We start from the raw sequence: 26999 nt of genomic DNA on the forward strand, positions 1-26999 counted from the left end.
TCTCATGGCATTCAAGCAATCAAAAAAACTTCAAAACGTTCTCTACGATATTCGCGGGCCCATTCTGGAAGAAGCCCAGCGTATGGAAGCGCGCGGTCACCGTATTCTCAAGCTCAATATCGGTAACCCGGCGCCCTTCGGTTTTGAAGCGCCTGAAACCATCATGATGGATATCATCGAGCACCTGCCCTACACCCAGGGCTACTCTGATTCCCGAGGCCTCTACTCTGCCCGTACCGCCATTGTGCAGTACTACCAGAACGAGGGCATCATGAACATCACGACCGACGACGTCTACCTGGGTAACGGTGTCTCGGAGCTGATTCCTATGACCCTGCAAGCCCTGCTCGATAACGGGGACGAGATTCTGGTGCCCAGCCCCGACTACCCCCTGTGGACGGCTGCCACCCAACTCGCAGGCGGCAAGCCGGTGCACTACCTCTGTAATGAAGAGGACGGCTGGCTGCCCGATATCGAGGACATCAGGTCAAAAATCACCCCCAACACCCGCGGCATTGTGGTCATTAACCCCAATAACCCCACCGGTGCTGTTTATACGCCCCAGGTACTCCAGCAGATTGTTGACCTGGCACGGGAACACGAGCTGGTAATTTTTGCTGATGAGATCTACGAGAAGATTCTCTACGACGGCGCCCAGATGACCCACGTGGCAGCTCTGGCAGGCGACGACGTACTCACCCTAACCTTCTCGGGTCTTTCCAAGGCCTACCGGGTCTGCGGCTACCGCGCTGGCTGGGTAGCTATTTCGGGGCCCAAGCTCGCTGCTGCCCCCTTCATCGAGGGTATTAACCTGCTAGCTAATATGCGCCTGTGCGCTAACGTGCCCGCCCAGCACGCCGTACAGACCGCCCTGGGCGGCTATCAGTCCATCAACGACCTGATTCTGCCCGGCGGACGCCTGAAAGAGCAGCGGGACCTGTCCTACAAGATGCTCAGCGAAATGGACGGCGTGACCGTGCAGCAGGCTGAAGGCGCCCTCTATCTCTTCCCCAAGCTCGATATCGATAAGTTCAATATCACCAGCGATGAGCAGTTCATGCTCGATCTGCTACGGGAACAGAAGATTCTGCTGAGCCACGGCACAGCTTTCAACTGGTCAGAGCCCGACCACTTCCGCCTGGTCTTCCTGCCAGATACCCGCACCCTGGCCGATGCCCTGGAGCGTCTGGGCAACTTCCTGGCTGACTACAAGCAGAACTAGGACGTCTGGTTCTGGCGGGCGGCGTCCAGGGTTGCCTGGGCGCCGTCGAGCCAGGCTTCGCAGCGCTGGGCAAGGGCCTCGCCCCGCTCCCACAGGGCAATAGACTCTTCAAGCGTGCTCGCACCGGACTCCATGCGGGCTACAACCTGCAGGAGCTCTTCGCGGGCCTGCTCGTAGGTCAGTTGCTCTACCGGAGTCGCATTCAACTCGGTCTTAAATTCGATGGTGTTGCTCATAGGTTTCCTTTCCTCGACCTGGCATCTGACCAGGTTCTAGTGGTTTTTCTCGTGCACGGCGGTAACGGTTGCCTCCACAGCGCCGGCTGCCGCGCGCACACTAATGTTTTGCCCCTCGTGCAGGGTGCGGGCATCGCGTACCAGCTGGCCGGAGGCGTCCTGCATCACCGCATAGCCGCGCTCCAGGGTCTGCTGGGGTGACAGGGCCGTAACCCGCGCCCGTAGCTGGCTAATAAGATCACGGTCCCTGGCAAGACGGTGGACGGCCGCGTTCGAAGCCCTCGCCAGCAGCCGCTCAATATCCTCTGACCTAGCCAGCAGGGCTGAGCCCGGATTGGCAAGAACCGGACGGGACCGCACCTGGGCTAGACCGTAACGCTCAGCAGACACCAGCTGCTCTACAGCCCGCACCAGCTGATATCGGGCCGATGCGAAGAGCTCCCGCTCCTCACGGACGTCCGGAACAATACGCTTACCGGCATCGGTAGGGGTCGAAGCCCTCAAATCTGCTGCGTGGTCCATCAGAGGAGAATCAGCCTCGTGGCCAATAGCCGATACGACCGGGGTGTGCGCCGCTGCAACGGCCCGAACCATTGCCTCCTCAGAGAAAGGCAGCAGGTCTTCAAAGGAGCCGCCACCGCGGGCAATCACAATCACGTCGATGTCATCCCGGCTATCAAGCTCAGCCAGCGCAGGCGTCACCTGGGCAACCGCGTTCACGCCCTGCACCGCAACCTCCCGTACCTCAAAATCAACGGCAGGCCAGCGTAGGGAGGCGTTACGGATGACGTCCTTCATGGCGTCCGAATCACGGCCGGTAATCAAACCCACCCGGCGGGGGAGTAGCGGCAGGGGCTTCTTACGCTCGGGACTAAAAAGACCCTCAGCCTGCAGCCTGGCACGCAACTGCTCAATGAGCTCCAGCATAGAACCCACACCCACCGGCTTGATGTTAGAGCCCTGCATCGATAGGCGGCCGGTCTTCACCCAGAAATCAGGCTTGAGCTGCAAAACCACCCGAGAGCCCCGCTCCAACTGGCCCTGCACCTTAGCCATCTCTGAGCCCCAGACCGTAACCGATACCGAGACCTCCTGCTCAATATCGCGCAGCGTCACATAGGAAACCCTGCCGCGGTGGTTGAGCTCAATAATCTGCCCCTCTACCCAGGTCGGTACGCAACGGGCAATATACTCGTGCATCTTATTCGACAGCACATGTAGGGGCCAGGGGTTATCGACGCTGGTCTGGCCAGCGCGTTCCGCTAGTTGCCGGGGTGCGCGCTGGGCCTGCTGTTCTTGCTGGGCCTGTAGCTGTGCCAGCGTCAGATGACCGGGTGCAGAATCACCAAAACTGTTCATACACCTACTTCTACCACCGCTGGCTGACACTTTAAGCATTGAGCCGAGAAAAAATAGGAACTCAAGCAAATACTCAGTAAGACCGGCTACCATGCAAGCATGACGGGTACCCGCAAGAGCACAGAAGACTACGGCGACGGCAACTGGACAAACCCTTACGTTCAGGCCGAAAATCAGCGCGCCCAGGAAGAAGCCCAGGCAGCCTACGCCCAGCAGCCCCAGGGCTACGCCCACCCCTATGCAGAGCCGGCCTCGGCTCACTATGCCCAGGGGGCCTACCCTCCTGAAGCGCAGGCGCAGGGGGTAGCGTCCGCCCCGGTGGCGTCCTACGCGCCCCCACGGACGCCTCGACGTCAGCGCCGCCGGCCGGCTTTTAGCCTAGCCAGGCGCTTTCTCTGCATCCTGTTGGCCCTCCTTACGCTGGCTACCGGGCTGGCCGCAGCTACAGCCTACTGGGCACAAACCACCCTGGTAGATACCGAAAACTTTGCGGCGATGACCGAATCCATCGCCTACGACCAGGACTTCCAAACCAGTCTGGCAAGCGCCGTTACCGACGACATCATGGCTTCACCCGCTATCGAAACCTACCTGGGCGACGGGAACTCCACCGCCTGGTACGGGGGAGTGCAGAACTGGCTCTATGACCAGACCTACACCCTGGTTGACGGGGCTACCAACTCGCTGGTGACTTCCGATGCCTACCCCCAGCTGTGGGCCCAGGTGATTTCAGATACCCACGCCTATAACTTCTCGGGTGAAAGTCGCCCGGCGGTGCTTGACCTTTCTGCCCTCTACGACCAAGCGGGGTCGTCTGTGCAGTCGGCGACCGGCTTTGGTGTTGATACCTCAAGCCTGCCCGGCCGTACCATCACCCTGGATACGGGGCAGAATATCTGGCCTATCAATTCCACTGTCAATACCCTGATTTGGCTGGCCTCTCTCTGGCAACCCCTGCTGGTGGTCAGCGGTCTATCTGCCCTGCTCGGGTTCCTCCTGTGGCCCCGCAACCGCTTTGCCTACCTGGCCTTCATCGCCTTAACTGCAGCTGGCCTGCTCTGGGTCGCCGGCCTGTTGGGTGGCGGTGCCTCACTGACCGCCGGAATTGAGCTACCGGCCAGCAACGCCGCCGTCCTTTTCTTACAAAAACTATCTGAAACTATCACCGCCTCTTTCGCTAGCTACCACAACGGCCTAGCCCTCAATCTGCTGATTGCGGGGGCAGTACTGACACTTCTTGCTCTTCTCTCAGCGATCATGGGGCTGACTGCGAGAGAAGCCACTGCACGCACCCGCTAGAACCACGTAGGATAGAGACTATGTCTACCCAAGAGAAGACCATTGAACTGGGTCTGCCCACCGTACCCCGCGTGCGCAGGACCCGCGAAGAAGTTGAGGCAGCCGCCCCCACCGGCGACAAGAAGGTGCTCCTAGCAGCACCTCGCGGCTACTGCGCAGGTGTTGACCGCGCCGTCATTGCCGTTGAGAAGGCCCTGGACCACTACGGGGCGCCTGTCTACGTGCGTAAGCAGATTGTGCACAACCGCCACGTGGTTGAAACCCTCGAAGCTCAGGGAGCAATTTTCGTGGACGAGGTGGAGGAAGTCCCCGAGGGCGCCGTCACCGTCTTCTCCGCCCACGGTGTTTCCCCGGCAGTAGTTGCCTCAGCAGAAGAGCGCCAGCTTAACACCATTGACGCTACCTGCCCCCTGGTTTCAAAGGTGCACCGCGAGGCTGTGCGCTTTGCCAAGCAGGACTACGACATTCTGCTGATTGGCCACACCGGCCACGAAGAGGTAGAGGGTACCGCCGGCGAAGCCCCCGACCATATTCAGATCGTGAACTCACCCGATGAGGTTGACCAGGTGACCGTTCGCGACCCCGAGAAGGTCGTGTGGATTTCGCAGACCACCCTGTCTGTGGACGAAACCCTTGAAACCGTTGCCCGTCTGCGTGAGCGCTTCCCCACCCTGCAGGACCCGCCCTCCGACGATATCTGCTACGCAACCTCTAACCGCCAGGGCGCTATCAAGGAGATCGCTCCGAAGGCTGACCTGGTGATTGTGGTGGGCTCGACCAACTCGTCGAACTCTGTGCGCTTGAAGGAAGTCGCCCTGGAATACGGCGCTAAGCAGGCCTACCTGGTGGACTACGCCAATGAGGTTGATGAGGCCTGGTTCGAGGGTGTGACCACCGTGGGTCTGACTTCTGGCGCTTCTGTGCCCGAGGTACTGGTGCAGGACGTTCTGCGTCTGCTGGCTGACTACGGTTATGTTGACGTTGAGAAGTTTGAGACCGCTAAGGAAGATATTCTCTTCTCCCTGCCCAAGGAGCTGCGTGCGGCCCTGAAGAATGATTCGGGTGAGCCCGCGATGCGATTGGGAGGACGAGGCGCGAAGCCGAGCCGGTAAAATCGCGAAGAGTTTCCCTATAAGAAAAGGCCCCCGCACGGGGGCCTTTTCTTGTGGGACTGGTTAGCTGGGGATTAGGCCGTAGACGACGGCGGAGAAGGCTGCGATGCCTGAGATCACCACGAAGATGTTGGAGAGTTTGCCGCGGTAGGGGGCTAGGGCCGGTACCTTGTGGATGGCCCACATGGGCACGATGAAGAGTACTAGGGCCATGACGGGGCCGACTAGGGATTCGATGAGGGAGAGGACGCTGGGGTTCAGCACGGCTGCAATCCAGACGGCGACTACGATAAAGGCGTTGATAGCCATGTTGAGGGCCTTATCGCTGATGCGCTTTTTCTCGGGGTCGAAGTTCTTTCGGATAATACCGGCTGCTCCTTCGTGCCCGCCGAGCCAGTGACCAAAGTAGGAGGAAATGATGGCCGCAATAGCTACGATGGGGCCGAGCCAGTTGATGAAGGGGGCATCAAATTCGTTGGCCAGGTAGGAGAGGATGGGCAGGTTTGAGGCGCGGGCTTCAGCGAGGCCGTCCGGACCGATAGCTAGTACGCAGGACCAGACAAAGCCCATGGTGAAGACGGTCAGAATGATTGAGGTAACGCGCAGTACACGGGAGGCCTTGACCGAAGCGAAGCCGTGGTACTGCTTGCGCATAGCCACTGAGAACTGGGAGATAGCCGCTGCGTGGTAGAAGGAGAAGACGAGCACCGGCAGCATGAGCCAGAGGGTCATCGAGAAGTTGCCGGGAGCCGGCACCTGGCTAAAACCGTCGAGTGACCAGTGGGGGATGAGGTAGAGGGTGAGCGCGGCGAGTACCAGAATAAGGGGGTAGACCAGGAACTGGGTCACCATGAGCATAAATTTTTGGCCGATAATCATGACGGCGCTCATGGCGCCAACAAGCAGGGCGGCAAGAAGCCAGCGGGGCAGGGGTTCTAGCCCGAACTGGTTGGTCAGGAAGGAGTCAACGGTGTTGGTGATACTGACGCCGTAAATGAGCAGGATGGGGTAGATGGAGAGGAAGTAGAGCAGGGTAAAGATCTTGCCGAAGCCTCGGCCGAAGAATTCTTCGGCTACCTCTGTGATATCTGCTGTTTGTTTGGAGCTGGCGGAGACCATGCGGGAGAGCCCTCGGTGGGCGAGGAAAGTCATGGGCCAAATCAGAATGGTTGCGGCCAGCAGCGGCCAGACACCACCGGCGCCCGCGTTAATGGGGAGAAAGAGGACGCCCGCGCCGACGGCGGTGCCAAAGAGGCTGACGGTCCAGGCTGTGTCTGTGCGGTTCCACCCCGGCGCCCGGGTTGCGGCGTCGCCCATTTCTATGGCTGCGGTGGAGACATCGGTGTATTCGTGGCTGCCCTTGTGAGACATACAAAAACTCCTAGATTCACATCGTTGTGAGATACGTGTACTTATCATTCTAGCCTTTTTTGTACGAGCCATGCAGAATAAGCCTATGCCCTACCTTTTCCTCGCGCTCGCTATTGGCTCGGTGCTCATTGCCACCACCCTGCTGAAATACACTGAGGGGTTCACCAAACTGTGGTTTACCCTGGGGTGCCTGGTGGGCTACGGTTTCGCTTTTTTCATGCTGTCGCTGGCGGTGCGGGACATTCCGGTGGGAGTTGCCTACGCCCTGTGGGCAGGTTTGGGTACGGCGGCGATTGTCGCTATTGGCGCCCTCTTCCTAGGGGAGCCCATCACCCTGGTCAAGGTTGTGGGTATTTCCCTGATTGTGGCCGGTGTGCTGGTGCTCAACCTGGGCGGGGCTAGCCACTAGTTCTGGTAGCAGATTTCTTCCCAGACGGGCCGGTAGCCCAGCTCCTCATTAACCTTGATCATGGCCGGGTTGACGGCCGAGTTTATGGTAATAATTTGCCGGATGTGGGGCGCGGACGCCGGTAGGCGGGTATGGCTGAGCACCTTGAGGGTGCGGGAGAGGCCAAGGCCGCGGTGCTCTGGCATGACAACTGTAGATTCCTGCCAGGCTGAGGCATTGCCCGGGTGGGTGGGGTAGCTCAGTGCTGTGAGGGCCGCAACCGTACCCTGGTGCAGGGCGGCGGCATAGATGAGACCGTCACCTGCAGCGTGAGCTCGGACCTCCATCTCGCGCAGACGCTCAGGGGTGAAGTCTGAAGCTTCCCGGTGGGCTTCTCCTATGGGCTCATCTACCTCCAGCTGGTGGTAAGCAGCTGCTGCTGATTCTAAATACTGGTCGGGAATGTGGTTTTCCCAGACCTCAAAGGTGTAGGCGGGGTCGGCTATTGTCTTGCGCTCAGCCGCCTGCGCGAGGTTAGCGGGGATCGGCAGGGGAGCAATTCTTGTGATATCAGAATTCTTAGGTTCTAGGCCTAGAAGAGCCGCAACCCTGTTGATGGGCAGGGCGGGGTCGTCCTTGTTGTCGTCCTGCATGAGGTAGCCGTAGTAGGAGATGTGGGTGCGTCCGCTGGGCCTGATAGCCTCGGCCAGGGCATGGCGGGTAAGCGCTTCTTCCAGGCCCCGCCCTTCAGCATCGGGGTGGACGGCGAGAAGGAAGTTCAGGCCATCCAGGTTCTCTTTAAGGGGGAGTGACACCAGCACAATACCGAGAATCTGCCCCCGGACCTCAGCAACCCAGCGGTAGTTTTCATAGTAACTGGAGGGGGCAAGAATAGCCCTCCGTTCTTCAATGGTTGTGGTGGACGGGAAGCCGTAGAGCTTTTCATCGCAGGCAGACTCTAGAGCATTGAGCTGCTCCATATCGGCATCGGAGTCAAGGTTGATGGGGCGGATGCTGATGTCCCGGGGCAAAAACTGCGCTACTGTCATGCTGACCAGCATAAAATACCGTGCTCCAGGTAACAAGAGGTGGGTGAGGGGAAGCTGCCTGACCTACCCACTGGGGCCGGGCGTCCGCACCGCGTGCAGGGCTTCTCCAGCGCTCCCGTGCTCGCTTGACTCGCCCCTGTAAACTAGAAACCGTGGCTTTAACTATTGGAATTGTGGGTCTGCCCAACGTCGGCAAGTCGACCCTCTTTAACGCACTGACCAAAAACAACATCCTGGCAGCGAACTACCCCTTCGCGACCATCGAACCCAACGTGGGCGTCGTCAACCTGCCCGATGAGCGCCTGGCTCGCCTGGCTGAAATCTACGGTTCCGAGCGCATTCTGCCCGCGACCGTCTCCTTCGTTGATATCGCCGGTATCGTTCGCGGCGCCTCCGAAGGTGAAGGCCTGGGTAACCAGTTCCTCGCCAACATCCGCGAGGCCCACGCTATCGCCCAGGTCGTCCGCGCTTTCGATGACCCCGACGTCATCCACGTCGACGGTAAGGTAGACCCCGCCAGCGACATGGAAACCATCAACACCGAGCTGGTGCTGGCTGACCTGCAGACCCTGGAAAACGCTATTCCCCGCCTGGAAAAGGCTGTCAAAATCAAGAAGGGCGACCCTGCCCAGCTTGAGGAATACAAGAAGGCCCAGGCTGTGCTGGAACAGGGCGACACCCTGATTTCCAAGTACGAAGAAGCCAAGATTGACATGGCTATGCTCAAGGAGCTGAACCTGCTCACCTCCAAGCCTTTCATCTACGTCTTTAACTCGGACGAGGGCGTCCTCGCCTCTGAGGAAAAGCAGGCTGAACTGCGCGCCATGGTCGCCCCCGCTGAGGCCGTCTTCCTGGACGCCAAGCTTGAGGCTGACATGGTGGAGCTCTCTGAAGAAGAGGCTCGCGAAATGCTGGAAATGAGTGGTCAGGACGAGTCCGGCCTCGACAAGCTGGCCCGCGTCGGCTTTTCCACCTTGGGTCTGCAGACCTACCTGACCGCAGGCCCCAAGGAAACCCGCGCCTGGACCATCACCAAGGGCGACACCGCCCCCCAGGCTGCCGGCGTCATCCACACCGACTTTGAGCGCGGCTTCATCAAGGCCGAAGTTGTTTCCTTCTCTGACCTGGACGATGCCGGCTCCATGGCCGAGGCTAAGGCCCGCGGCAAGGTCCGCATGGAAGGCAAGGACTACATCATGCAGGACGGCGACGTGGTGGAGTTCCGCTTCAACGTCTAGCTTTGTAGCCTCTGATATTCTGATGGCCGGTTGCTCCCTGGAAGGAGCTACCGGCCACTTTTTATAGAAAATAAAAGCCCTATCTTTTCTCAGAAGTGGATAGGTAAACTGTGGGTATGAGCACTAGAAGTCTAAGCAGAGAAAGCCTAGAGCATAGGTCTTTACTTCAGACCCACTGGCAGCCATTCACAGAGCTGCTGGAACGATACGGTGCCTATAACCCGCAACTTTTCGGGTCGGTCGCCCGGGGTACTGCTGGCCCGGAGAGCGACTTAGATATTCTGGTAGAGATGGATCCCGCTGATGGTAACGTCTTGATGCGGGCAGCTGGTCTTATGGAGGAAACCCGTAACCTTTTGGGTACTCAGCGGGTCGATATTTTTCCTCTTCAGCTCCTTAAAAATCAAGTATCCCAGCAGGCCCTGGCCGAGGCAGTTCCCCTATGGCAAGACTAGTGAGTCAGCGCATCGAAGATATCTTGCGCGCTATCAGCAACTGTGAAGACTATGTTCAGCTTATTTCTTCTGAACCTCGTCTAACGAGGATGGGTGAGGATGCAATCGAACGGAATCTACAGATTATTGGTGACGCCGTGAAAACGCTCCCGGGGACCCTAACCGAAGCTTATCAAGAGATTCCATGGCCACAGATTCGTGGCCTGCGAAACATACTGGTTCATGAGTATTTTGGAGTGGACATTGAACTGGTTTTTGAAGTAGTTGGGATTTATCTCCCACCGCTGAAGCACTGCCTAGAAAGCCTGGAGGTTCTTGAGCAGGACGGGGACGTGGTGGAGTTCCGCTTCAACGTCTAGCCTCCAAACCGGATTTCCCCTTGGAAAAGTGCAAGTGCCCCGTGAAAAGTGCGGGGCACTTGCACTTTTTCGATGGCGTCTTAGGTGCGTGTGCGGTGTGTCGTCTACCGCTCATAAGTATGCTTTTGGCACAATAGGGGATACCAAGCTACCTGATGAAAGAAGGTTTATCATGAAAGCACGTCTAGCGTTCATCGCCGGTGCAGGTATCGGTTATGTTCTGGGTGCTCGTGCAGGCCGCAGCCAGTATGAAAAGATCAAGACCCAGGCCGCCAACGTCTGGAACGACCCCAAGGTGCAGAACGGCATCAAGACCGCCGAAGAAACCATCAAGGAACAGGCCCCCGTCGTCGCCGAAAAGGCCAAGGAAGCAGCTGCGGCAGGTGCCGAAAAGGCTAAAGAAGCTGCCGCCGCAGGCACCGAGAAAGCCAAGGAAAAGGCTGAAGAGGTCAAGGACGCCCGCGCCGAGGCTAAGGCCGAGAAGCAGGTAGAAAAGGCAGAAGCTAAGGCCGAAAAGGAAGCCGAGAAGGCCGATAAGAAGGCCCAGAAGCTGGCCGACGAGGCCCCTGCCGACGTTGTCTCAGACCCCGCCACCGACATGAACGACGAAGGCCCTGCACCCACCAAGTAAGGCCCCCTACGTTTAGCCCCAGAACCTTCCGCTCTTCGATGCCCCGAAGAGCGGGAGGTTTTGTGCTTCTATCTGGGATAATGGGGAGCGACCTAGACACCACCTAACTTTTGGAGACCCCCATGTCTGATGCTCCCGCACCCGCCTGCCCCGCCTGTTCTGAAGAGTACTCCTACCAGCAGGGGGACCTCTGGGTCTGCCCCATGTGCGGCCACGAATGGGCTGAAACCGATGCCGCTGAGGCAGAAGAGACCGGCTCCAAGGTACTCGATGCAGTCGGCAACGAGCTGGTAGACGGCGATTCCGTCACCATCACCAAGGGCCTCAAGGTCAAGGGCGGTGCCGATATCAAGGCTGGCACCAAGGTGCGCGGTATCCGTCTGCTCGAAAGCCCCGTCAACGGCCACGACATCGAGGCCAAGGTACCCGGCGCAGGCCAGATGTACCTCAAGTCCTCCGTCGTCAAGAAGAGTAACTAACCCCCGAAAGCAGTGGCCCACCCGTGAAATGGCTGGTGTGGGCGGTTGCCATAGCCGCCTACGTTTTCTCGATTATCAACCGCAGCTCCTTCTCAGCGCTGGGGGCCACTGCCCAAACCCACTTTGGGGTTGAAGCTACAGCTATTTCCCTCTTCATCATGCTGCAGCTGGTGGTCTACGCTAGCTGGCAAGTGCCGGTAGGTGCCCTGCTTGATCGTAAGGGAGCGCCGGTGCTGATTGCGGGTGGCCTGACCCTTATGACGGCTGGCCAGTTTCTTCTGGCCCAGAGCGAGACTGTTCCCTTAGCCCTGCTGGCGCGTGTGCTGGTGGGTAGCGGGGACGCTTGTATCTTCGTCAGCCTGATCCGTCTGATTTCAGACTGGTTTACCCCTAAACAGATCCCGGTGGTCAACCAAATTAGCGCCAATATGGGCCAGCTGGGTCAGCTGGTTGCTGTCACGCCCCTGGTCACCCTGGTGGGTGCCCTGGGCTGGCAAGGCGGCTTTAGTGTTCTTGCTGCTATTGGTTCCTGCCTTCTGCTTCTGGCCCTATTCACGCTCAGGCCGGCTCCCGGCGGGGCTACCGTTGCCCAGGGGCTGGGGCGGTGGACCCGGCGCGGACGGGGGAGCGCGTCCTCCCGGCGTCCGCACCCTCAGCAGGACGAAGCCAACCAGGCCCGCACCGACCACCCCTACCCCGTCACAGACTCTCTACCTGTACTACCCCCAGCAGGAAACCCAGGTTTTGCGGCCTCTATCAGGCAGGTTCTGGCCTACCCGGGTGTGCGCCTGGCCTTTTGGGTGCATTACGTGACGGCCTCCATGATTTTCTCCATCATGCTGCTGTGGGGCATGCCCTTCCTGACCGGTGGCCTGGGCTATAGCCGGGCCCTGGCTTCGGGCATCGTCAGCACAGTGGTGGCCTCCATCGTCATTGCCGGGTTCTTCACCGGCTCGATTCTCTCCCGCTTTTCTCCCTACCGGGTGCATATTGCGGTGGGCAGCAGCCTGCTCAACCTCAGCCTGTGGTCCCTGATTTTCTTCTGGCCCGGAATTGCCCCCACCGCCCTGGTGTACGCTGCGGCTATTACTCTGGGCATCAACGGCCCGGTGTCCATGGCTGCTTTCGAGGTGGTGCGTTCGCACGTACCCCAGCACCAGCGCGGCCTAGCTACGGGCATCGCCAACATGGGAGGCTTCGTAGGAGCCCTCACCACCGTGTTCCTGATCGGCCTGATTCTTGACAGCCTCGGCGCCGGCACCCCCGACACCTACACCCTTGAGGCCTTCCGCTGGGCCATGGCCAGCCACATTCCGGTGATTCTGCTAGGTATTCTCATGATTGCCCTGCTTTACCCCAAAGCCAAGCGGGAGCTGGCAGGCCGGGCACAGGCGTCCTAGTTTGTCAGGGGCGGACGCCCGCCGCCCCTCCCAGCCGACAGGCAGCAAATGCACGGGGAGGGTTGCGGTATCTTGCCCACATTTTCTGGTTTTCACTGGGCAGGTGCTACTGCGGTCTTTAGAATTAAAAGCCGCACACCACGCCTTACCCTGTGAAGGAAGCATGACCAGAAAATCAGTCGTCCTGTTTACTAGCCTTGCCCTGCTGGCCCTCACCGCCTGCCAGCAGGAAGAAGCCATCACCCGCGTTGACCCGCAGACCGCTTCAGCAAGCGCAAGTTCAGCATCGCCCAGCCCTACCCCCACCCCGGAGCCGACTCCCGAATCGACCACCGCAGAGCCGACCCCTGAGCCCACTCCCGAGGACCCCTTCCCGGGCACCGTCTTTGCCGAGAACGGCGTGACCTTCTTCGTCCCCCAGGACTACGTGCAGGACGCCGCTCCCTCCCAGGCAGAAATCTTCACCTACCAGTTCACCCACTACCGTAGCGCAGAGGACGCCGCGGGCCGCTTTATGGTGGGCACCCCCTATAACGATGAGCAGGGGCGCAGCGCTGAAGAGATGGAGAAAGAAACCGTCGCCCGCCTTACCCCGGCCTGGTCTATCAACGAGACCGTTGAGACCATTAACTACACCCGCGAAGACGGCGTGCGTGTGATTCGCTCCGAGGTACGTTTTGCTTCGAGTAACGCCCCCGGCTACATCTTCACCCTGGATAACGGGCACGAGCTGATGCACGCCGCTATCTTGGTGGACGAGGCCAACCCCGACTTTGTGAAGAAGATTGAGGATTCTATCGGCTTCGCCTGGTAGCAGGTACCTTAGCCAGAAGCCTATACACACAGCGGGCGGAACCGGCACCGGTTCCGCTCGCTGTGGCGTTTAAAGAGTTTCGCTATAGGTTTGCCCCGTTTTTAGTTTTCTTCTGCGGTCTCTTCGGGGGTGTGCAACTCGCCCACACCTTCAGACAGGGCAATGAATTCGTCGATGTCTTCCTGGGTTGCGTAGGGTACGGGGTGTACGAGCAATTCATTAATACTGGAACGGAAGATGTAGCTAAGGTGGACGGGGTCTGATCCCTTACCGCCGATAATAGCTTTGGTGGTCAGACCGTAGCTGAGCATGGTCAGCTGGTTAGCCTGCACCTTGATATCGGTTCCGGCCTTAAGCTGTCCTGCCTCGTCGAGGTGCACCAGCATGTCGTAGAAGAGGGTGCGGATGCGCTCCAGGCTGGCAGTCGAAATATCTTTAATTTCGGGGGTAGAACGCAGCTCGGCCACCATGCCCAGGGTGATGCGGGAAACCGCGCGGGAGCGCGGGGTGAGTGGGATGAAGTGCTCAAGAATCTTGATGGTGTTGAGCACGTCCTGCCCCTGTACCGCTACCGCCCGCATACTGGCCTCGGTCTCTACACCGATAAGTTCCAGGGCGTAGGTGACCAGTTCGACGCGGCTGTCGAAGGAGTGGCGCAGCGAACCGGTGGAAATGCCGGCTTCGGCTGCCACGTTGCGAATGGTGATAGCGCTGACGCCGCGTTCGTTGAGGAGCTTCCAGACTGCCTGGGAAATGACTTTCTTGCGTTCGTCGTGGTCAATGAGCTTAGGCACTGAAGAACTCCTGACTGAAGTAGTCGAGGTCCTGCTCTTCGGGGTAGGTGAAGATTTCCAGCAGGGTCTCGAAGTGGGTGAGCATGGGGGCCATGAGCTCTTCGTCGCTGGCTTCACCGTCGGTGAGCAGGTAGAGGCAGTTGATACCCCACAGCAGGGCTACGAGCTTTTCTACCTCTAGGTCGATATCGATATCGTCGCGCACAAACCCCTGGGCCCGCAGCTGGCTGAGCAGGAAGCCGTAGGCGTAGAGGAAGTCCTTTTCATGGGACTGCTGAATCTTGGCGATACCGGGAATCGTTGAGGCATCGGCCAGCATGCCCGCAACCACGGTGATAAAGAGCTTGCCGTCTTCAGAGACGGGGGAGAGCTCGGTGAAAATCTCTTCGAGACTGTAAATCAGCTCGTAGTTGAAGGTGCGGCTGGTGAGGGACCTAATGAAGCGCTTGCCTACATAGTCGAGAGAGAACTGCATCATCTCTTCGTGGGAGGGGAAGACATGGCGCAGAGAGCCTGTAGAGATGCCAGCTTCGGCGGCTACGGTTCGCACAGATACGCCGCGGACGCCTTCACGGGCTAGCACCGCCCAGACCGCCTGGGAGATTTCTTGTTTTCGTTCTTCGTGGTTGATGAGTTTTGGCACAGTTTTACTTTAGATGATGGTGTGGTTACAGGCGTCGCCCCCTGTCTTTTTTCGTGGGAGAACGCCTTTATGACGTGGTGCGGCGGGGTTTTATGACGCTAGGTAGGACGCTAGGTGCTCGCCGGTGAGGGTACCTGCGGCGGCGAGGGCGGTGGGGGTGCCCTCAAATACGATTGTACCGCCACCGTGGCCAGCCTCTGGGCCAACGTCAATAATGTGGTCAGAATGGGCGATGACTGCCTGGTGGTGTTCAATGCAGAGTACGGTGGTTCCGGCATCGACCAGCTGGTCGAGCAGGGCCAGGAACTGCTGAATGTCGGCCAGGTGTAGGCCGGTGGTGGGTTCGTCGAAGACGTAGATTCCGCCGGGTTCTGCCATGTGGGTGGCGAGTTTGATGCGCTGGCGCTCGCCGCCGGAGAGGGTGGAGAGGGGCTGACCGAGGGTGATGTAGCCCAGGCCCACATCGACGAGGCGCTGCAGGATTTTGGTGGCGGCGGCCAGCTTGGTGTCTTTGGCGCTGAAGAAGGTGAGGGCATCGGCAGCAGAGAGGGCCAGAACGTCACTGATGTTTTTGTCGCCCAGGCGGTATTCGAGTACGCCGGGGGAGAAGCGTTTGCCCTCGCATGCCTCACAGACGGCGGTGGATTTTTCCATGAAGCCCAGCTGGGTTTCAATCACGCCGGTGCCCTTACATTCGGGGCAGGCGCCCTCAGAGTTAGCTGAGAAGAGGGCGGGCTTGACCCCGTTAGCCTTGGCGAAGGCCTTGCGGATAGGTTCGAGCAAGCCCGTATAGGTAGCCGGGTTGGAACGGCGGGAGCCCTTGATGGGAGCCTGGTCGATGTAGATGATGCGCTCTTCGCTATCTGCCTGCTGTTCCAGGAGTTCGGTAATCAGCGAGGACTTGCCAGACCCGGCTACACCGGTGAAGGTGGTCAGGACGCCGGTGGGCACGGCCACCGAGACATTTTTGAGGTTGTTGCGGGTTGCGTGAGCAACCTGCAGGGCCCCGGTAGCCGGGCGGACGGCGTCCTTAAGCCCCTGTCGGTCGTAGAAGTGGCGGGAGGTGACGGTGTCTGCCTGCTTGAGCCCCTCGAAGGCTCCAGCGTAGACCACGGTGCCACCGGCGGAACCGGCGGCCGGGCCCATGTCGATAATGTGGTCGGCAATAGCGATGGTCTCGGGCTTATGCTCTACCACCAGCACAGTGTTGCCGCGGTCGCGTAGGCGCAGCAGAAGCTCGTTCATCTTGGTGACGTCGTGGGGGTGCAGGCCCGCGGTGGGCTCGTCAAAGACATAGGTGACGTCGGTGAGAGGGGAACCCAGGTGGCGCACCATCTTGGCGCGCTGGGCCTCACCACCTGAGAGCGAGGAGGCAGAGCGGGAGAGAGCAATGTAGCCCAGGCCGATGGTGACCATAGAGTCGAGCAGGTGCTCCAGCGCAGCGAGTAGGGGAGCGACCTCGGGGATGTCCTGCTCGCGCACCCAGGCGAGCAGGTCGGTAACCTGCATGTCGCAGAGCTCAGCAATGTTCACCCCGTTGACCTTGGAGGCCAAGGCAGCCTGCGACAGGCGGGTGCCGCCGCAGTCAGGGCAGGGGACAAAAGTGACCGCCCGGTCAACAAAAGCGCGAATATGGGCCTGCATGCCCTCCTTATCCTTGGAGAGCATAGACTTCTCAATGCGGGGCACCAGACCCTCATAGGTCATATTGATGCCCGCAATTTTCATCTTGGTGGGCTCTTTATACAGGAAATCGGCACGTTGCTGCTCGGTGAAATCCTTGACCGGAATATCGGTGGGGTAGAGGCCCGACTCCTTGTAGAGGCGGGCTGACCAGCCACTGGTAGAGAAACCGGGAACCTTGAAGAAGCCCTCGTCCTCCATAGTCAGGTTCTCATCAAAGAGCTCAGTCAGGTCAATCTGGCTGGTACGGCCCAGACCCTCACAGCGGTTGCACATACCACCGGTACGGGAGAAAGTAACGTGCTCGGCCTTGCCATCGCCCACCTTACGGGCACCGGTACCCTGCACGGTTGCCTGGTTGAAAGAAAAAGCGGTGGGGGAGCCTAGATTCGGGGTGCCCACGCGGGCAAAGAGCATACGGAGCATGGGCAGGGCATCGGTTGCGGTACCCACCGTCGAGCGAGGGTTAGCCCCCAGGCGCTCCTGATCGACGATAATCGCGCTGGTCAGACCCTCAATCGCATCGACATCGGGCCGATCCTGATGCGGCATAAAACCCTGCACAAAAGCAGAATAGGTTTCATTAATAAGACGCTGAGACTCAGCCGCCACCACACCAAACGCCAAGGACGACTTACCCGACCCCGACACACCGGTAAAGACCGTCAGACGGCGCTTAGGAATCTCAACCGAAACATTCTTGAGATTATTATTGCGGGCACCCGTAATACGAATAGTCTGATGGGAATCAGCGGCGTGAGCAGTAGACACGAAATCTCCCTAAAATGCGAAAATAAGCTGCACACCAGTCTATCGAACCGCCCACCCCGGCTAAGACCTACGGTTCCCCGCACAGCGCAACACCTTGCACCACCCCGGTTGCCTGCGCCACAATACAACTATGGCTACTACACATCTTGAAGGCAATGACGTACAGACCGTAGGCGACCTGCCCGCCGTAGGTTCCACAGCACCCGCATTCACCCTGGTGGGCACCGACCTCGGCGCAGTCACCTCAGACTCATTCGAGGGTAAGAACCTGGTCCTCAACATCTTCCCCTCCATCGACACCGGCGTCTGCGCCGCGTCCGTCCGTAAATTCAACGAAGAAGCATCCAAGCTAGAGAACACCACCGTCGTGTGCGTCTCCAAGGACCTGCCCTTCGCCCTAAGCCGCTTCTGCGGTGCCGAAGGCATCGAGAACGTTGTATCAGCGTCCGCCTTCCGCGACTCCTTCGGTGAAGACTACGGCATCACCATGACCGACGGCCCCCTGGCCGGCCTGCTGGCCCGCTCCGTTGTGGTCATCAACGCCGCCGGTGACGTCATCTACACCCAGCTGGTCGACGAAATCACCACCGAACCTGATTACGAGGCAGCGCTCGCCGCTCTCTAAAACCAACATCACTTACGCGGTGGGTATATCCCTTCCGCCTGCTGACCCTATCCCAGCTCTCTAGAGCAGAGACACTTCGCAATATTTAGCGCAGCAAACATACTCTCGCCGACTGACCCTCTCGCTCCTCGCCTAGAGGCTCGTCGCGATTCACGCCAGACCCATCCAGTCGGCTCCGAGTATGTTTGCTGCGCTTTTTGGTAGGTCTCTCGTTGAGGTATTTCCTTAGAAAATCCAGTTAGCGAGCACGACGCAGGTTGCTGTACCTACGATGAGGGAGAGTGCCAGGTTCTTTCGCCACAGGTGGGTAGCAACCGTTACTACCGCTCCGACGAGGTAGGGCAGAGCCGTCTCGCGGGAAGAGTAGTCGATTTCTGCCAGCACGTAGAAGCCCAGGCAGATAATGGCTCCCATGGGCAGCCAGGCGGCAAGGTTGGCCACCAGGGCTGATCCCTTGAGCACGGACTTTACCCCAAAGGGAATCAGTCGCAGGGCGAAGGTGATGCCGGCTGCTAGGAAGATAGCTGAGAGAATGTAGCCGGTGCTAGGCATGCGGGGCCTCCTGGCGTGAAACACCCTGACGCTGGGTGGTCAGGTGGCGGATGATGAGTAGGGCTACCAGGGTCAGCAGGGAAACCAGCAGCATGGAATGCGGGGCAAGGACGATGGCCGTCAGCGAAGCGATAACCGCAAGCGAGGCAGTTACCCGGTCTTTGACCGCCCGGTAGGCGTCGATAGAGAGCACCAGGAACATACCGGTCATCACGAAGTCAACGCCCTCTAAATGGGAGAGAAAAGTGGCTCCCAGAATCACGCCCAGGGTGGAGCCGCCCCACCAGGAGAGCCAGAGCACCACTGAGACCGTCATGATGCGGGAGCTACGAAAATTCTGTGAGCCGGGAGCGGTGTTGAGGGCGTAGGCTTCGTCGCAGAGCATATACACAGCCAGGGCCTTAGCTAGGTTTCCCTTGACGTTCTGCAGGGGGTAGGAGATACCGTAAACCAGGTGCCGGGCGTTCATCAGCAGGGTTGTGGAAGCAATCAGGCTCAGTGGCGCAGCGGCGGCAATCATGCCCACCAGCAGGAACTCCACCGACCCGGCAAAGACAATAGCTGAGAGAGCCGGGGCAACCCACCAGGGCAGGCCCACCGAAGCGACCAGCACGCCCAAGCCCATGCCCATGACCACAAAGCCAATGCAGAGGACACCGGCTACGCGCAGGCCTTCCTTGAAGCCGCTTTCGCCGGGCAGCTGGCTGATGTGTTCCCCCGTAATGGGGGCGGACGCCGTCGCCCCGCTGGCGGGGGCCGGCAGGTTGGCAGGGGTAGAAGGCGCTGAGAGCTGACCTGTATCTGGGCTGGTGTGGTGCATAGCCATAAGTTTAGATAAAACTAGAGGAACTCCAATTTTCTGATCAGCATGTAACTGCTTGCCTCCTCAGAAATAAAACCCGTGCTGGCGCCGTTACCCGGGTACCGGCGTCCGCCCCCACCCCACAGTAAGGAAGAACCATGACCGACAAGACCACCCGCACCGAAGACCCCAACTACCGCGCCGTCACCGTCGAGCGGGTCGCCTCCCGCCACTACCGCGCCACCAACGCCAAGGGCGACACCCTCGACTTCGGCCAGGGCGAAGGCCTGCTCACCCCGGTTGAACTGCTCCTTGCCGCAATCGCAGGCTGCTCCGCCATCGACGTCGATGTGGTCACCGGCCGCAAATCAGAACCCGAAACCTTCACCGTGCACTCCTCCGGCCTGCGCAAGGTCGACGAGAACAAGGCCGTTAGCCTCGACGACATCGAAGTCAGCTTCAACGTGCGCTTCCCCGCCACCGACGAGGGCGAAAAAGCCCGCTCCATGGTCGACCGCCTAATCAAACTCTCCGCCGAAAAAGACTGCACCGTCTCCCGCACCGTCGAACACGGCGCGTCCGTCACCTTCATCAACGAAGATAAGCAGAGCTAAATCACGCTGCCCGCCCAGGGGCGCAGGGCGCTTGCGGTGGTAATCTAAAGTTTGTCTTATGCCCCCTAAGCAAAACTGTTGGGGGCTCATTACCACCGAAAGTAGCAGCACACTATGTCTACTGAAGCGCAGTCTGCACCCACCGGGCAGACCAAAGAAGAGCTCAAGCGCGGCCTCGCCAGCCGCCACCTCTCCATGATCGCCATCGGCGGCGCCATCGGCACCGGCCTCTTTGTTGCCTCCGGCTCCACCATCGCAGAAGCCGGCCCCGGCGGCGCACTGCTGGCCTACGCCCTGATCGGCATCATGGTGCTGCTCCTCATGCAGTCCCTGGGTGAAATGGCAGCTAACCTGCCCGTTGCAGGCTCCTTCCAGACCTTCGCCTCCCGCTACGTCTCAGACTCCTTCGGCTTTGCCATGGGCTGGAACTACTGGTTCAACTGGGCCATTACCGTGGCTGCTGAGCTGGTGGCTGCTGGTGTCATTATGTCCTACTGGCTTCCGGACGTTCCCGGCTGGGTCTGGGCAGGCGTCTTCCTGGCCATCATTCTGGGTATCAATGTGCTTTCGGCCCGCTCCTACGGCGAATCAGAGTTCTGGCTGGCTACCATCAAGGTGGTCACCGTTATCGTCTTCCTGATCGCTGGCGTTGCCATGATTTTCGGCATCCTGGGCAACCACGACAACGGTTTCGCTAACTGGACCGACGGCGAAGCACCCTTCAAGGGCGGCTTCCTCTCTATCCTGGCTATCTTCATGGTCGCCGGTTTCTCCTTCCAGGGCACCGAGATGATCGGTGTTGCTGCCGGTGAGTCTGAGAACCCCCGCCGCGATGTACCCCGAGCCCTCAAGAGCGTCTTCTGGCGCATCATGCTCTTCTACATCGGTGCTATCGCTATTATCGGTACCCTGATTCCCTACACCAGCCCCAACCTGCTGCGGGCGGACACCACCGATATCGCCTACTCACCTTTCACCATGGTCTTTGAGAACCTGGGAGTTGCTTTTGCTGCTTCGGTGATGAACGCCGTCATTCTGACCGCGATTCTCTCTGCCGGTAACTCGGGCCTCTACGTTTCGTCCCGTATGCTCTACGCCCTGGCGCTGGAGGGGCGTGCTCCCAAGATTTTTGCCCGCGTGAACTCCCGCGGTATTCCCATGCCCGCCCTACTCATGACCGCCGCTATCGGCCTCTTCGGCTTCGTCTCTGCCGTGGTGGGCGAGGGTTCTGCCTACACCTGGCTGATTAACATCTCTGGCCTATCGGGCTTCATCACCTGGGTGGGTGTGGCTATCTGCCACTACCGCTTCCGCCGCGCCTACGTGGCTCAGGGTAACGATGTTAATGATTTGCCTTACAAGGCCCCTCTCTTCCCGATTGGCCCCATCGTTGCGCTGCTGATGTGCCTGCTGGTGATTGCCGGCCAGAACTACAACGCTATCTTCGCTGGGCACTGGTTCGAGGTTGTCTCGGCCTACATTGGTCTGCCCATCATTATTGGCGTGTGGCTAGTGCACAAGCTGGTAACCGGCTCAAAGACTATCCCGCTCAAGGACGTGGACGTCTCAGGCCTTGAGGTCTCAGGCAAGTAAGTTTCTGTGCGAGAAAGGGGAGGGTGCCGGGTTTTCCGGGGCCCTCCCTTTTGTATACCTAGGTGCATTGACTCCGGTTTGTACCAGCCCCTGCCCACTTTGAGACTGATTTCTGAACACTGCGTGGTACAAAGTCGTCTGGTCAGGATGCGGACGCCTGTGAGCGGGGGAGTGCGCCGGGCTAGAATGGTGTGGTTTGGTTTTGTTCTCTTGTACGTGTTCTGGGTTGAAAGGTGTGGCCGCGTGGCTAAGCTCTATTTCCGTTTTGGTGCCATGAATTCGGGTAAGTCGACTGCGCTGCTGCAGGCTGCCCATAACTATGAGGAGCGGGGCCAGCGGGTGCTGCTGGCCAAGCCGCAGGTGGACACCAAGGGCGATACTGAGATTGTGTCTCGTCTGGGCGTGACTCGCCAGGCTGATTTTTTGGTGGGTGCAGACGACTCTGTGCGCGAGCTCTTCCACGCTGCTGCTGAGCCTAATGCTGATGACGACCGTATGCACTGGCACCTGCCCGTCTCATGTCTGCTGGTGGATGAGGCCCAGTTTTTGACTGCTGAGCAGGTGGACGACCTGATGCGGATTGCGGTGGTAGAGAACGTGCCGGTGATGTGTTACGGCATTCGTACGGATTTTAGGACGCGGGCCTTCCCCGGTTCTGCCCGCCTGCTGGAGATCGCCCACACCCTTGAGGAGCTGAAGACTATTTGCCGGTGCGGACGGAAGGCGCTCTTTAACGGCCGTACCGTTGATGGAAAGTTTGTTTTTGCCGGTGATCAGGTGGCTATTGACGGCGTGCATGTGGGCTATGAGTCGCTCTGCCCCACCTGCTATCTGGAGGAATCGGGCGGCAAGCTCTACCAGTAGCCTGTACCGGTTTTAGCTTTCGCAGCCCCAGGCGTTGGGGTTTGTCGTGCAGTCATCGGCGACTAGCCCAACCTGGGTACGCCATACTCTCACGAGCTGAGGTTCGCTGGTGCGGCTAACCGTGCCGTCGATGACCTGCCAGGGACCGCCCTCTACTGAGTATTCACCCCGGTAGGTGGTGGTGAGGGTGAACTGGTAGTCGCCGGGCTCTGCGTATTGGTGGGAGGTGCTGGTGGGCTGGTCCCAGATGTCTTCGCCGAGGGCCTGGCCGGGGTAGCTGGTGGGGCCGAGCACGCTGCCGTCACCGTAGGTGAAGGTGTAGGTGACTGGTGTTGCGCGTAGGGTGACGTTTTGGCCGTTGATGGTGCGCGTGAATTCTTGGGGGTTGGGGTCTGCCCAGAAGTTGGTGTTGTAGTTTTTGAGGGTGTGGGGTGCTTTTTCTTGGTGGGGTGTTGCAGGGGCGATGGGGAAGGTGTCGAAGTCGTGGGTTGTGAGGGTGACGCGGATGGTGCGTAGTACGGTTTGCCCGTTTTCTTCGGCAAGCTCTAGGCCTGCGGCTTCGAGTTCTGCTGGGGTGAGGGGTACGCAGCCGAGGGTGCCTTGGGGCGTGTTGTAGGGGGTGTCTGAGCCGTCGGACCAGTCGGTGGGTACGAGGGAGAGGACGCCGAGCTCCCCGTTGGTTGCGAGACAATAGGTGCCGGGTTGCACAGCACCGTTGGTCTGGAGCCGGGCACGATTGGAATCGTTGGGAGCTTCGAAGTAAATGATTTTTAAATCGGCAAGCTGACTAGTAACGTCATTGGAAACAGGATGAGAGTCCTGCTGAACTGGGGCATCTTTAACGCCGATATAGGTATCCCAATTATAATCTTTGTCTACTTTGACTTTGAACTCGTTATTATCAGAGTCCCCAGAATCGTTAGCGTAGCTTAAACAGAAAGACGAGAGCGTCAGAGACGTGGCAATTGCCATCGAAGATATCAGAGTTCTCCTCAGCATTTACCTAACTACCTTTCCATCGTAGGCTTCCCACTCTCCGTCACTGTATTTAAAGAAGAACTCGTACCCCTGGAGATTCGCTTCGCTGCTGTCTATAGTCTTTATTTCAGTTACTTCATTGATAATTCCATTTTCTGAAGTGACGTTCAGGCCGTAGCCGTACAATCCATCTCCGTAGCTTGTAACGAGATCAGGATTCAGATGTAATTCTCGCTGGAGGCCAATAATCCACCCGCCGTCCTCGTATAGACGCTCAACAGAATCAATAAATGTTAAATCTGCTTCATAATTGCTGGAAGTCAGTTCTTTGAGAGCGGTAGTATCCCCAGTTTGGATTGCATAGTTCCGCATATCGTTCCAGTACGTAATGAACTTTTCCATTGCTTCTGGTGTTTCTACGTTCATTCCGTCGGGTGCTACTGGTTTGGGTACGTTTTGGGCGGGGCCGTGTTCGTCGGCAGCGCGGTATTCGCCGTCGGGGGCTTTGGATCCGCCGGAGTAGTTGGTTTCGGCTGCGCTTGCGGTTGCATCAGCCGCGACTGAGGTGCTGGAGGCGGTTACAGAAGCCGTGGCGCTGGCGTCCGCCTCGGGAATGCTGCCTGTGGCCTGTGCGCCGCAGCCGGTGAGGGCCAGTAGCGCGATGGCTGCAAAGGTAAGGCTACGGGTGGGTGTGTGCTTCATAGGGATCTCCTGGCTACATCTTTGTGACTAGGTCTTATGTGTTTTTATAGTTCGGGGTGTGCGTCTTGGCAAGGGGATTAGCCCTCTTGACTGGTTTTTAACGGCACATTACGCAAATGATGAAGCGTTTTCCACAGATTTCGGGCCTGATGTGGGCAAATAGGCCCACACAACAAATACTAGGCAGCAGGTGTTTTCACAGGTTCATCTGTCGCCGGATCCGCTAACTCCCTGCGAGACTGCAATAGCTAGCTAACTGCTCGCAGGCGTCTTATGCTCAGCTCGTGTGGGCATGGGGCGCCTGCTTCTTAAACACCGTGGAATAAACTTGCGCTGTCAATGATTATGAGGGGTATGAAGGTTTCTATTCTTGGTGCCGGTAAGCTCGGCACGGCGCTTGCTCGTTTGTCTGTTGCTGCTGGTCATGAGACGTTGGTGTATGCGCGGCCTAAGCCTATGTTGGATATTATTTTGGGGTCGCTGGTGCCTGAGGCGCAGCTGGTGGATTTTGAGGGCGCGCTTGATGCGGATGTTGTGATTGTGGCTTTGCCGCGCACGGCCTTGCCCGGCTTTGATTTTTCGGCGGCTCGTGGTGTGGTGGTTGATGCTACGAACCCTTGGGACGCCGCTGGTACGGCGGGCGCTGCGTTTGCGTTACCGGGGGCGCGGGTTCCTGTTATTCGTACGTTGAACCATATTGCGTATGATGCTTTGACGTCTGATAGTCGGGCGTTGAATCCGCATGCGCTGCCGCGTGCTGTTGCAGTGATTGATGCGGGGCAGGGGAGCGAGGCTTTAGATACGGCTATTCGGCTGGTGGATTCGCTGGGTTTTGACGCTGTGCTGATGCCTGAATCTGCGGCGCATCTGTTCGAGCCCGACGGGGACGCCTTCGGTGCCTTCCTGACGAAAGAGCAGATGGTAGAGCTTGGTGAGCTTCAAAGCTCATAGAAAATAATGGATGTGGACTTGTTGCATCCGTAGACTAAGAAGGTCTGTTGAGAGGGTTCCCAGCTCTCATAAGCACCTGTATAGTGGTTTATATATTCGAATATGTATTCGATTTCTGAGATGAGTAGATGGGGGAATCGCACATGCTGACTTCAGTGGAGATTTGTGCTGGTGCTGGTGGGCAGGCTCTTGGCCTTGAGATGGCGGGATTTGAGCACCTTGCTGCTGTGGAGATAGATTCGGACGCCTGCAACACGCTGCGGGCTAATCGCCCTAATTGGAACGTAATTGAATCTGATCTTAATGAGTGGGATCCTACCCCTTACAAAGGTGTGGACCTCTTCGCGGGTGGCGTTCCATGTCCTCCTTTCAGCGTGGCCGGTAAACAGCTTGGTGCTGATGATGAGCGTGATTTATTCCCTCGTGCACTTGAGATTATTGAGGTTCTTGAGCCCAAGGCTGTCATGCTCGAGAACGTGAAAGGCCTGCTATCAAAGCGTTTTGCTGATTACCGCAATGAGATTATCAAGGCTATGGGGAAGCTTGGCTATGTGGTGGATTGGCAGCTTATTAACTCCTCTGACTATGGGGTTCCGCAGTTGCGACCGCGCAGTATTTTGGTAGCTACCCATAAGGATTTGGATGGTTGTTTTGTGTGGCCAGAGCGGCGTCCAGACGAAGCGCCAACGGTAGGGGATACTCTGCATGACCTGATGGCTTCTAATGGCTGGGAAGGCGCGGACGCTTGGGCTGAGGGAGCTAAGAAGATCGCGCCTACATTGGTGGGAGGGTCGAAGAAGCACGGTGGCCCAGATTTGGGGCCTACTCGGGCTAAAGCTGCCTGGGCTGAGATGGGTGTAAACGGTAAATCGATTGCTGAGGTCGCTCCTGAACCTGGTTATGCTGAGATGCCTCGGCTAACGGTTCGTATGGCTGCTCGTATTCAGGGGTTCCCTGATGATTGGCAGATTACCGGGCGTAAAACGGCTGCTTATCGGCAGGTTGGGAATGCCTTTCCACCCCCGGTTTCTTGTGCCATCGGTACTGAGATTGCTAATTTGCTGAACCAGAATCTGGAGGTGAAGAATGGTCGCGTCGCTGCGTAGGCTCCGCCAGGAATATCATCAGGAGCTGATTGATTTAGGTGTTCTTGCCGTTACTGAATCTGGCGTGGCTTCTAATGCTGATAGTTCTCAGAAGACTAGTAAGGCTATTGCTCTTTCTATAGCAGAGCAGCTAGGTGTGAAGCCTGGTGGCGAGAAATTGGCCGGTCAGACAGCGGGGCATGTTTTTGAAGCTACTACGACTCGATTCTTGAGTCGAGTCTTAGCGGAGTTCAGCCATATTGTTGCACCAGGTACTGAGATTGAGCATGTGGTGAAGCGTGGGCATGGCTTTTATCTGGCTGAGTTTGTGCCGTATTTACATTTGAAGCAGCTTGCTGGGGCTGTGGAATCTGATCCTACGCTGTCTACAGTTTTGGGAAATTCTTACGATATTAGTCCTGATGTGATTATGACGAAGGCACCTCAACCTGATGCCTATTTCAATGATGGTGCTTTGCGGGTTGACGATTCTGTTGCTGCGCTGACTCCGCGCCGGCTTGTGAATAATGAGGCTAAGTTTGTTGAGGCCATTATTAGTTGTAAGTGGACTTTGCGGAGTGATCGTGCTCAGAACGCACGCTCTGAAGCCTTGAATATAATCCGCAACCGTAAGGGTCGCACCCCGAATATTGTGGTGGTGACGGGTGAGCCTACTCCTTCTCGTCTGGCCTCTTTGGCTTTGGGGACTGGGGATATCGATATGGTCTACCATTTTGCTTTGCCGGAGCTGCAGAAAGCAGTAGCCGCCTCGGGAAATGACGAGGCGGCTAGTATGCTGGAAGTGATATGTACTGGGTTTAGTTCCGACCCCGTACATTGGAAACAAACAAAAAAGAGCAAAGGAACTTCACCCATGCCCACCAAATACCCCCAAGAACTCAAAACAAGAGCCCTACGCCTACTGGCCGA

29 protein-coding genes are annotated in these 26999 nt (G+C 58.3%); 18 read left to right on the plus strand and 11 right to left on the minus strand.

Annotated elements, in window-relative coordinates; translation table 11 throughout:
• Positions 1-4 precede the first annotated feature (4 nt).
• Positions 5-1222, plus strand: a complete 1218-nt coding sequence (locus tag L6762_RS06030) for a pyridoxal phosphate-dependent aminotransferase (protein ID WP_135013198.1) — start codon at positions 5-7, stop codon at positions 1220-1222.
• On the opposite strand, the gene L6762_RS06035 is transcribed toward L6762_RS06030, so the two are convergent.
• Together L6762_RS06035 and xseA are read right to left on the minus strand one after the other, a co-directional pair.
• Positions 1219-1458 (minus strand): exodeoxyribonuclease VII small subunit, encoded by a 240-nt coding sequence (locus tag L6762_RS06035; protein WP_135013197.1) that lies wholly within the window; start codon positions 1456-1458, stop codon positions 1219-1221. The two genes, L6762_RS06030 and L6762_RS06035, sit on opposite strands and share 4 nt — an antisense overlap.
• A gap of 36 nt (positions 1459-1494) precedes the next feature.
• Complete coding sequence (xseA, locus tag L6762_RS06040; RefSeq protein ID WP_237186043.1) at positions 1495-2817, minus strand: exodeoxyribonuclease VII large subunit; 1323 nt, start codon at positions 2815-2817, stop codon at positions 1495-1497.
• A 99-nt stretch (positions 2818-2916) separates the two neighbouring features.
• Between xseA and L6762_RS06045 the strand changes: the two genes are divergently transcribed.
• Together L6762_RS06045 and L6762_RS06050 are read left to right on the plus strand one after the other, a co-directional pair.
• Complete coding sequence (locus L6762_RS06045) at positions 2917-4116, plus strand: hypothetical protein (RefSeq protein ID WP_237186044.1); 1200 nt, start codon at positions 2917-2919, stop codon at positions 4114-4116.
• Between the two features lie 20 nt (positions 4117-4136).
• Positions 4137-5228, plus strand: coding sequence for a 4-hydroxy-3-methylbut-2-enyl diphosphate reductase (locus L6762_RS06050; RefSeq protein WP_237186045.1), 1092 nt, complete (start codon positions 4137-4139; stop codon positions 5226-5228).
• A 63-nt stretch (positions 5229-5291) separates the two neighbouring features.
• Here L6762_RS06050 and L6762_RS06055 read toward each other — a convergent pair whose 3' ends face one another.
• The gene (locus L6762_RS06055; protein WP_237186046.1) at positions 5292-6599 is read right to left on the minus strand and encodes an amino acid permease; all 1308 of its coding nucleotides are present in this window, start codon (positions 6597-6599) and stop codon (positions 5292-5294) included.
• A gap of 85 nt (positions 6600-6684) precedes the next feature.
• On the opposite strand from L6762_RS06055, the gene L6762_RS06060 reads away from it, so the two are divergent.
• Entirely contained in the window at positions 6685-7008 is a 324-nt protein-coding gene (locus L6762_RS06060; RefSeq protein ID WP_237186047.1) for a DMT family transporter, read from the plus strand.
• On the opposite strand, the gene L6762_RS06065 is transcribed toward L6762_RS06060, so the two are convergent.
• On the minus strand, positions 7005-8036 hold the full coding sequence (locus tag L6762_RS06065; RefSeq protein WP_237186048.1) for a hypothetical protein: 1032 nt from the start codon (positions 8034-8036) through the stop codon (positions 7005-7007). The genes L6762_RS06060 and L6762_RS06065 overlap by 4 nt on opposite strands.
• 152 nt (positions 8037-8188) lie before the next feature.
• On the opposite strand from L6762_RS06065, the gene ychF reads away from it, so the two are divergent.
• The 7 genes from ychF to L6762_RS06100 all read left to right on the plus strand — a co-directional run bounded on the left by ychF (position 8189) and on the right by L6762_RS06100 (position 13412).
• Positions 8189-9274, plus strand: coding sequence for a redox-regulated ATPase YchF (ychF, locus tag L6762_RS06070; RefSeq protein WP_237186049.1), 1086 nt, complete (start codon positions 8189-8191; stop codon positions 9272-9274).
• A gap of 116 nt (positions 9275-9390) precedes the next feature.
• Complete coding sequence (locus L6762_RS06075; protein WP_237186050.1) at positions 9391-9729, plus strand: nucleotidyltransferase family protein; 339 nt, start codon at positions 9391-9393, stop codon at positions 9727-9729.
• On the plus strand, positions 9729-10088 hold the full coding sequence (locus tag L6762_RS06080) for a HepT-like ribonuclease domain-containing protein (RefSeq protein WP_237186051.1): 360 nt from the start codon (positions 9729-9731) through the stop codon (positions 10086-10088). The genes L6762_RS06075 and L6762_RS06080 overlap by 1 nt, the downstream gene beginning before the upstream one ends.
• A 172-nt stretch (positions 10089-10260) precedes the next feature.
• Complete coding sequence (locus L6762_RS06085; protein WP_237186052.1) at positions 10261-10719, plus strand: hypothetical protein; 459 nt, start codon at positions 10261-10263, stop codon at positions 10717-10719.
• A 122-nt stretch (positions 10720-10841) separates the two neighbouring features.
• A complete protein-coding gene (locus L6762_RS06090; RefSeq protein ID WP_237186053.1) occupies positions 10842-11198 on the plus strand; it encodes a zinc ribbon domain-containing protein YjdM in 357 nt (118 codons plus the stop codon).
• Positions 11199-11221: 23 nt separating this feature from the next.
• Positions 11222-12598: an MFS transporter gene (locus L6762_RS06095; RefSeq protein ID WP_237186054.1), complete on the plus strand. Its 1377-nt coding sequence runs from the start codon at positions 11222-11224 to the stop codon at positions 12596-12598.
• 163 nt (positions 12599-12761) lie between these two features.
• Positions 12762-13412: a hypothetical protein gene (locus L6762_RS06100; protein WP_237186055.1), complete on the plus strand. Its 651-nt coding sequence runs from the start codon at positions 12762-12764 to the stop codon at positions 13410-13412.
• Positions 13413-13513: 101 nt separating this feature from the next.
• Here the strand turns inward: L6762_RS06100 and L6762_RS06105 are convergent, their stop codons facing one another.
• The 3 genes from L6762_RS06105 to L6762_RS06115 form a co-directional block, all read right to left on the minus strand.
• Entirely contained in the window at positions 13514-14206 is a 693-nt protein-coding gene (locus tag L6762_RS06105; protein ID WP_237186056.1) for a TetR/AcrR family transcriptional regulator, read from the minus strand.
• Positions 14199-14849, minus strand: coding sequence for a TetR/AcrR family transcriptional regulator (locus L6762_RS06110; RefSeq protein WP_237186057.1), 651 nt, complete (start codon positions 14847-14849; stop codon positions 14199-14201). Before L6762_RS06110 ends, L6762_RS06105 begins: the two co-directional genes overlap by 8 nt.
• 90 nt (positions 14850-14939) lie before the next feature.
• Positions 14940-17303 carry an ATP-binding cassette domain-containing protein gene (locus L6762_RS06115; RefSeq protein ID WP_237186058.1) on the minus strand — a complete coding sequence of 788 codons (2364 nt, stop codon included), beginning with the start codon at positions 17301-17303 and terminating at the stop codon, positions 14940-14942.
• A gap of 130 nt (positions 17304-17433) precedes the next feature.
• Here L6762_RS06115 and tpx point away from each other — a divergent pair, with 130 nt between their 5' ends.
• A complete protein-coding gene (gene tpx, locus L6762_RS06120; RefSeq protein ID WP_237186059.1) occupies positions 17434-17928 on the plus strand; it encodes a thiol peroxidase in 495 nt (164 codons plus the stop codon).
• Positions 17929-18153: 225 nt separating this feature from the next.
• On the opposite strand, the gene L6762_RS06125 is transcribed toward tpx, so the two are convergent.
• Positions 18154-18480 (minus strand): branched-chain amino acid transporter permease, encoded by a 327-nt coding sequence (locus L6762_RS06125; RefSeq protein ID WP_237186060.1) that lies wholly within the window; start codon positions 18478-18480, stop codon positions 18154-18156.
• Positions 18473-19306: an AzlC family ABC transporter permease gene (locus tag L6762_RS06130; RefSeq protein ID WP_237186061.1), complete on the minus strand. Its 834-nt coding sequence runs from the start codon at positions 19304-19306 to the stop codon at positions 18473-18475. The genes L6762_RS06125 and L6762_RS06130 overlap by 8 nt, the downstream gene beginning before the upstream one ends.
• Positions 19307-19440: 134 nt before the next feature.
• On the opposite strand from L6762_RS06130, the gene L6762_RS06135 reads away from it, so the two are divergent.
• From L6762_RS06135 to L6762_RS06145, 3 genes are all read left to right on the plus strand, one after another.
• Positions 19441-19896 carry an OsmC family protein gene (locus tag L6762_RS06135; RefSeq protein WP_237186062.1) on the plus strand — a complete coding sequence of 152 codons (456 nt, stop codon included), beginning with the start codon at positions 19441-19443 and terminating at the stop codon, positions 19894-19896.
• A gap of 114 nt (positions 19897-20010) precedes the next feature.
• On the plus strand, positions 20011-21489 hold the full coding sequence (locus L6762_RS06140) for an amino acid permease (protein ID WP_237186063.1): 1479 nt from the start codon (positions 20011-20013) through the stop codon (positions 21487-21489).
• A gap of 243 nt (positions 21490-21732) precedes the next feature.
• Complete coding sequence (locus tag L6762_RS06145; protein ID WP_237186064.1) at positions 21733-22353, plus strand: thymidine kinase; 621 nt, start codon at positions 21733-21735, stop codon at positions 22351-22353.
• Positions 22354-22365: 12 nt separating this feature from the next.
• On the opposite strand, the gene L6762_RS06150 is transcribed toward L6762_RS06145, so the two are convergent.
• Positions 22366-23325, minus strand: a complete 960-nt coding sequence (locus L6762_RS06150) for a hypothetical protein (RefSeq protein ID WP_237186065.1) — start codon at positions 23323-23325, stop codon at positions 22366-22368.
• A gap of 27 nt (positions 23326-23352) precedes the next feature.
• On the minus strand, positions 23353-24033 hold the full coding sequence (locus L6762_RS06155; protein ID WP_237186066.1) for a DUF6318 family protein: 681 nt from the start codon (positions 24031-24033) through the stop codon (positions 23353-23355).
• 354 nt (positions 24034-24387) lie between these two features.
• Here L6762_RS06155 and L6762_RS06160 point away from each other — a divergent pair, with 354 nt between their 5' ends.
• The 3 genes from L6762_RS06160 to L6762_RS06170 form a co-directional block, all read left to right on the plus strand.
• Positions 24388-24984: an NADPH-dependent F420 reductase gene (locus tag L6762_RS06160; protein ID WP_237186067.1), complete on the plus strand. Its 597-nt coding sequence runs from the start codon at positions 24388-24390 to the stop codon at positions 24982-24984.
• Positions 24985-25127: 143 nt separating this feature from the next.
• Positions 25128-26090, plus strand: coding sequence for a DNA cytosine methyltransferase (locus tag L6762_RS06165; protein ID WP_237186068.1), 963 nt, complete (start codon positions 25128-25130; stop codon positions 26088-26090).
• Positions 26071-26999, plus strand: a 929-nt coding sequence (locus L6762_RS06170) for an NgoMIV family type II restriction endonuclease (RefSeq protein WP_237186069.1), incomplete at its 3' end; no start/stop codon positions are given. The genes L6762_RS06165 and L6762_RS06170, both read left to right, overlap by 20 nt.

The sequence above is a fragment of the Rothia nasimurium genome (genome assembly GCF_928381705.1).
GTDB lineage: Bacteria > Actinomycetota > Actinomycetes > Actinomycetales > Micrococcaceae > Rothia > Rothia nasimurium_G.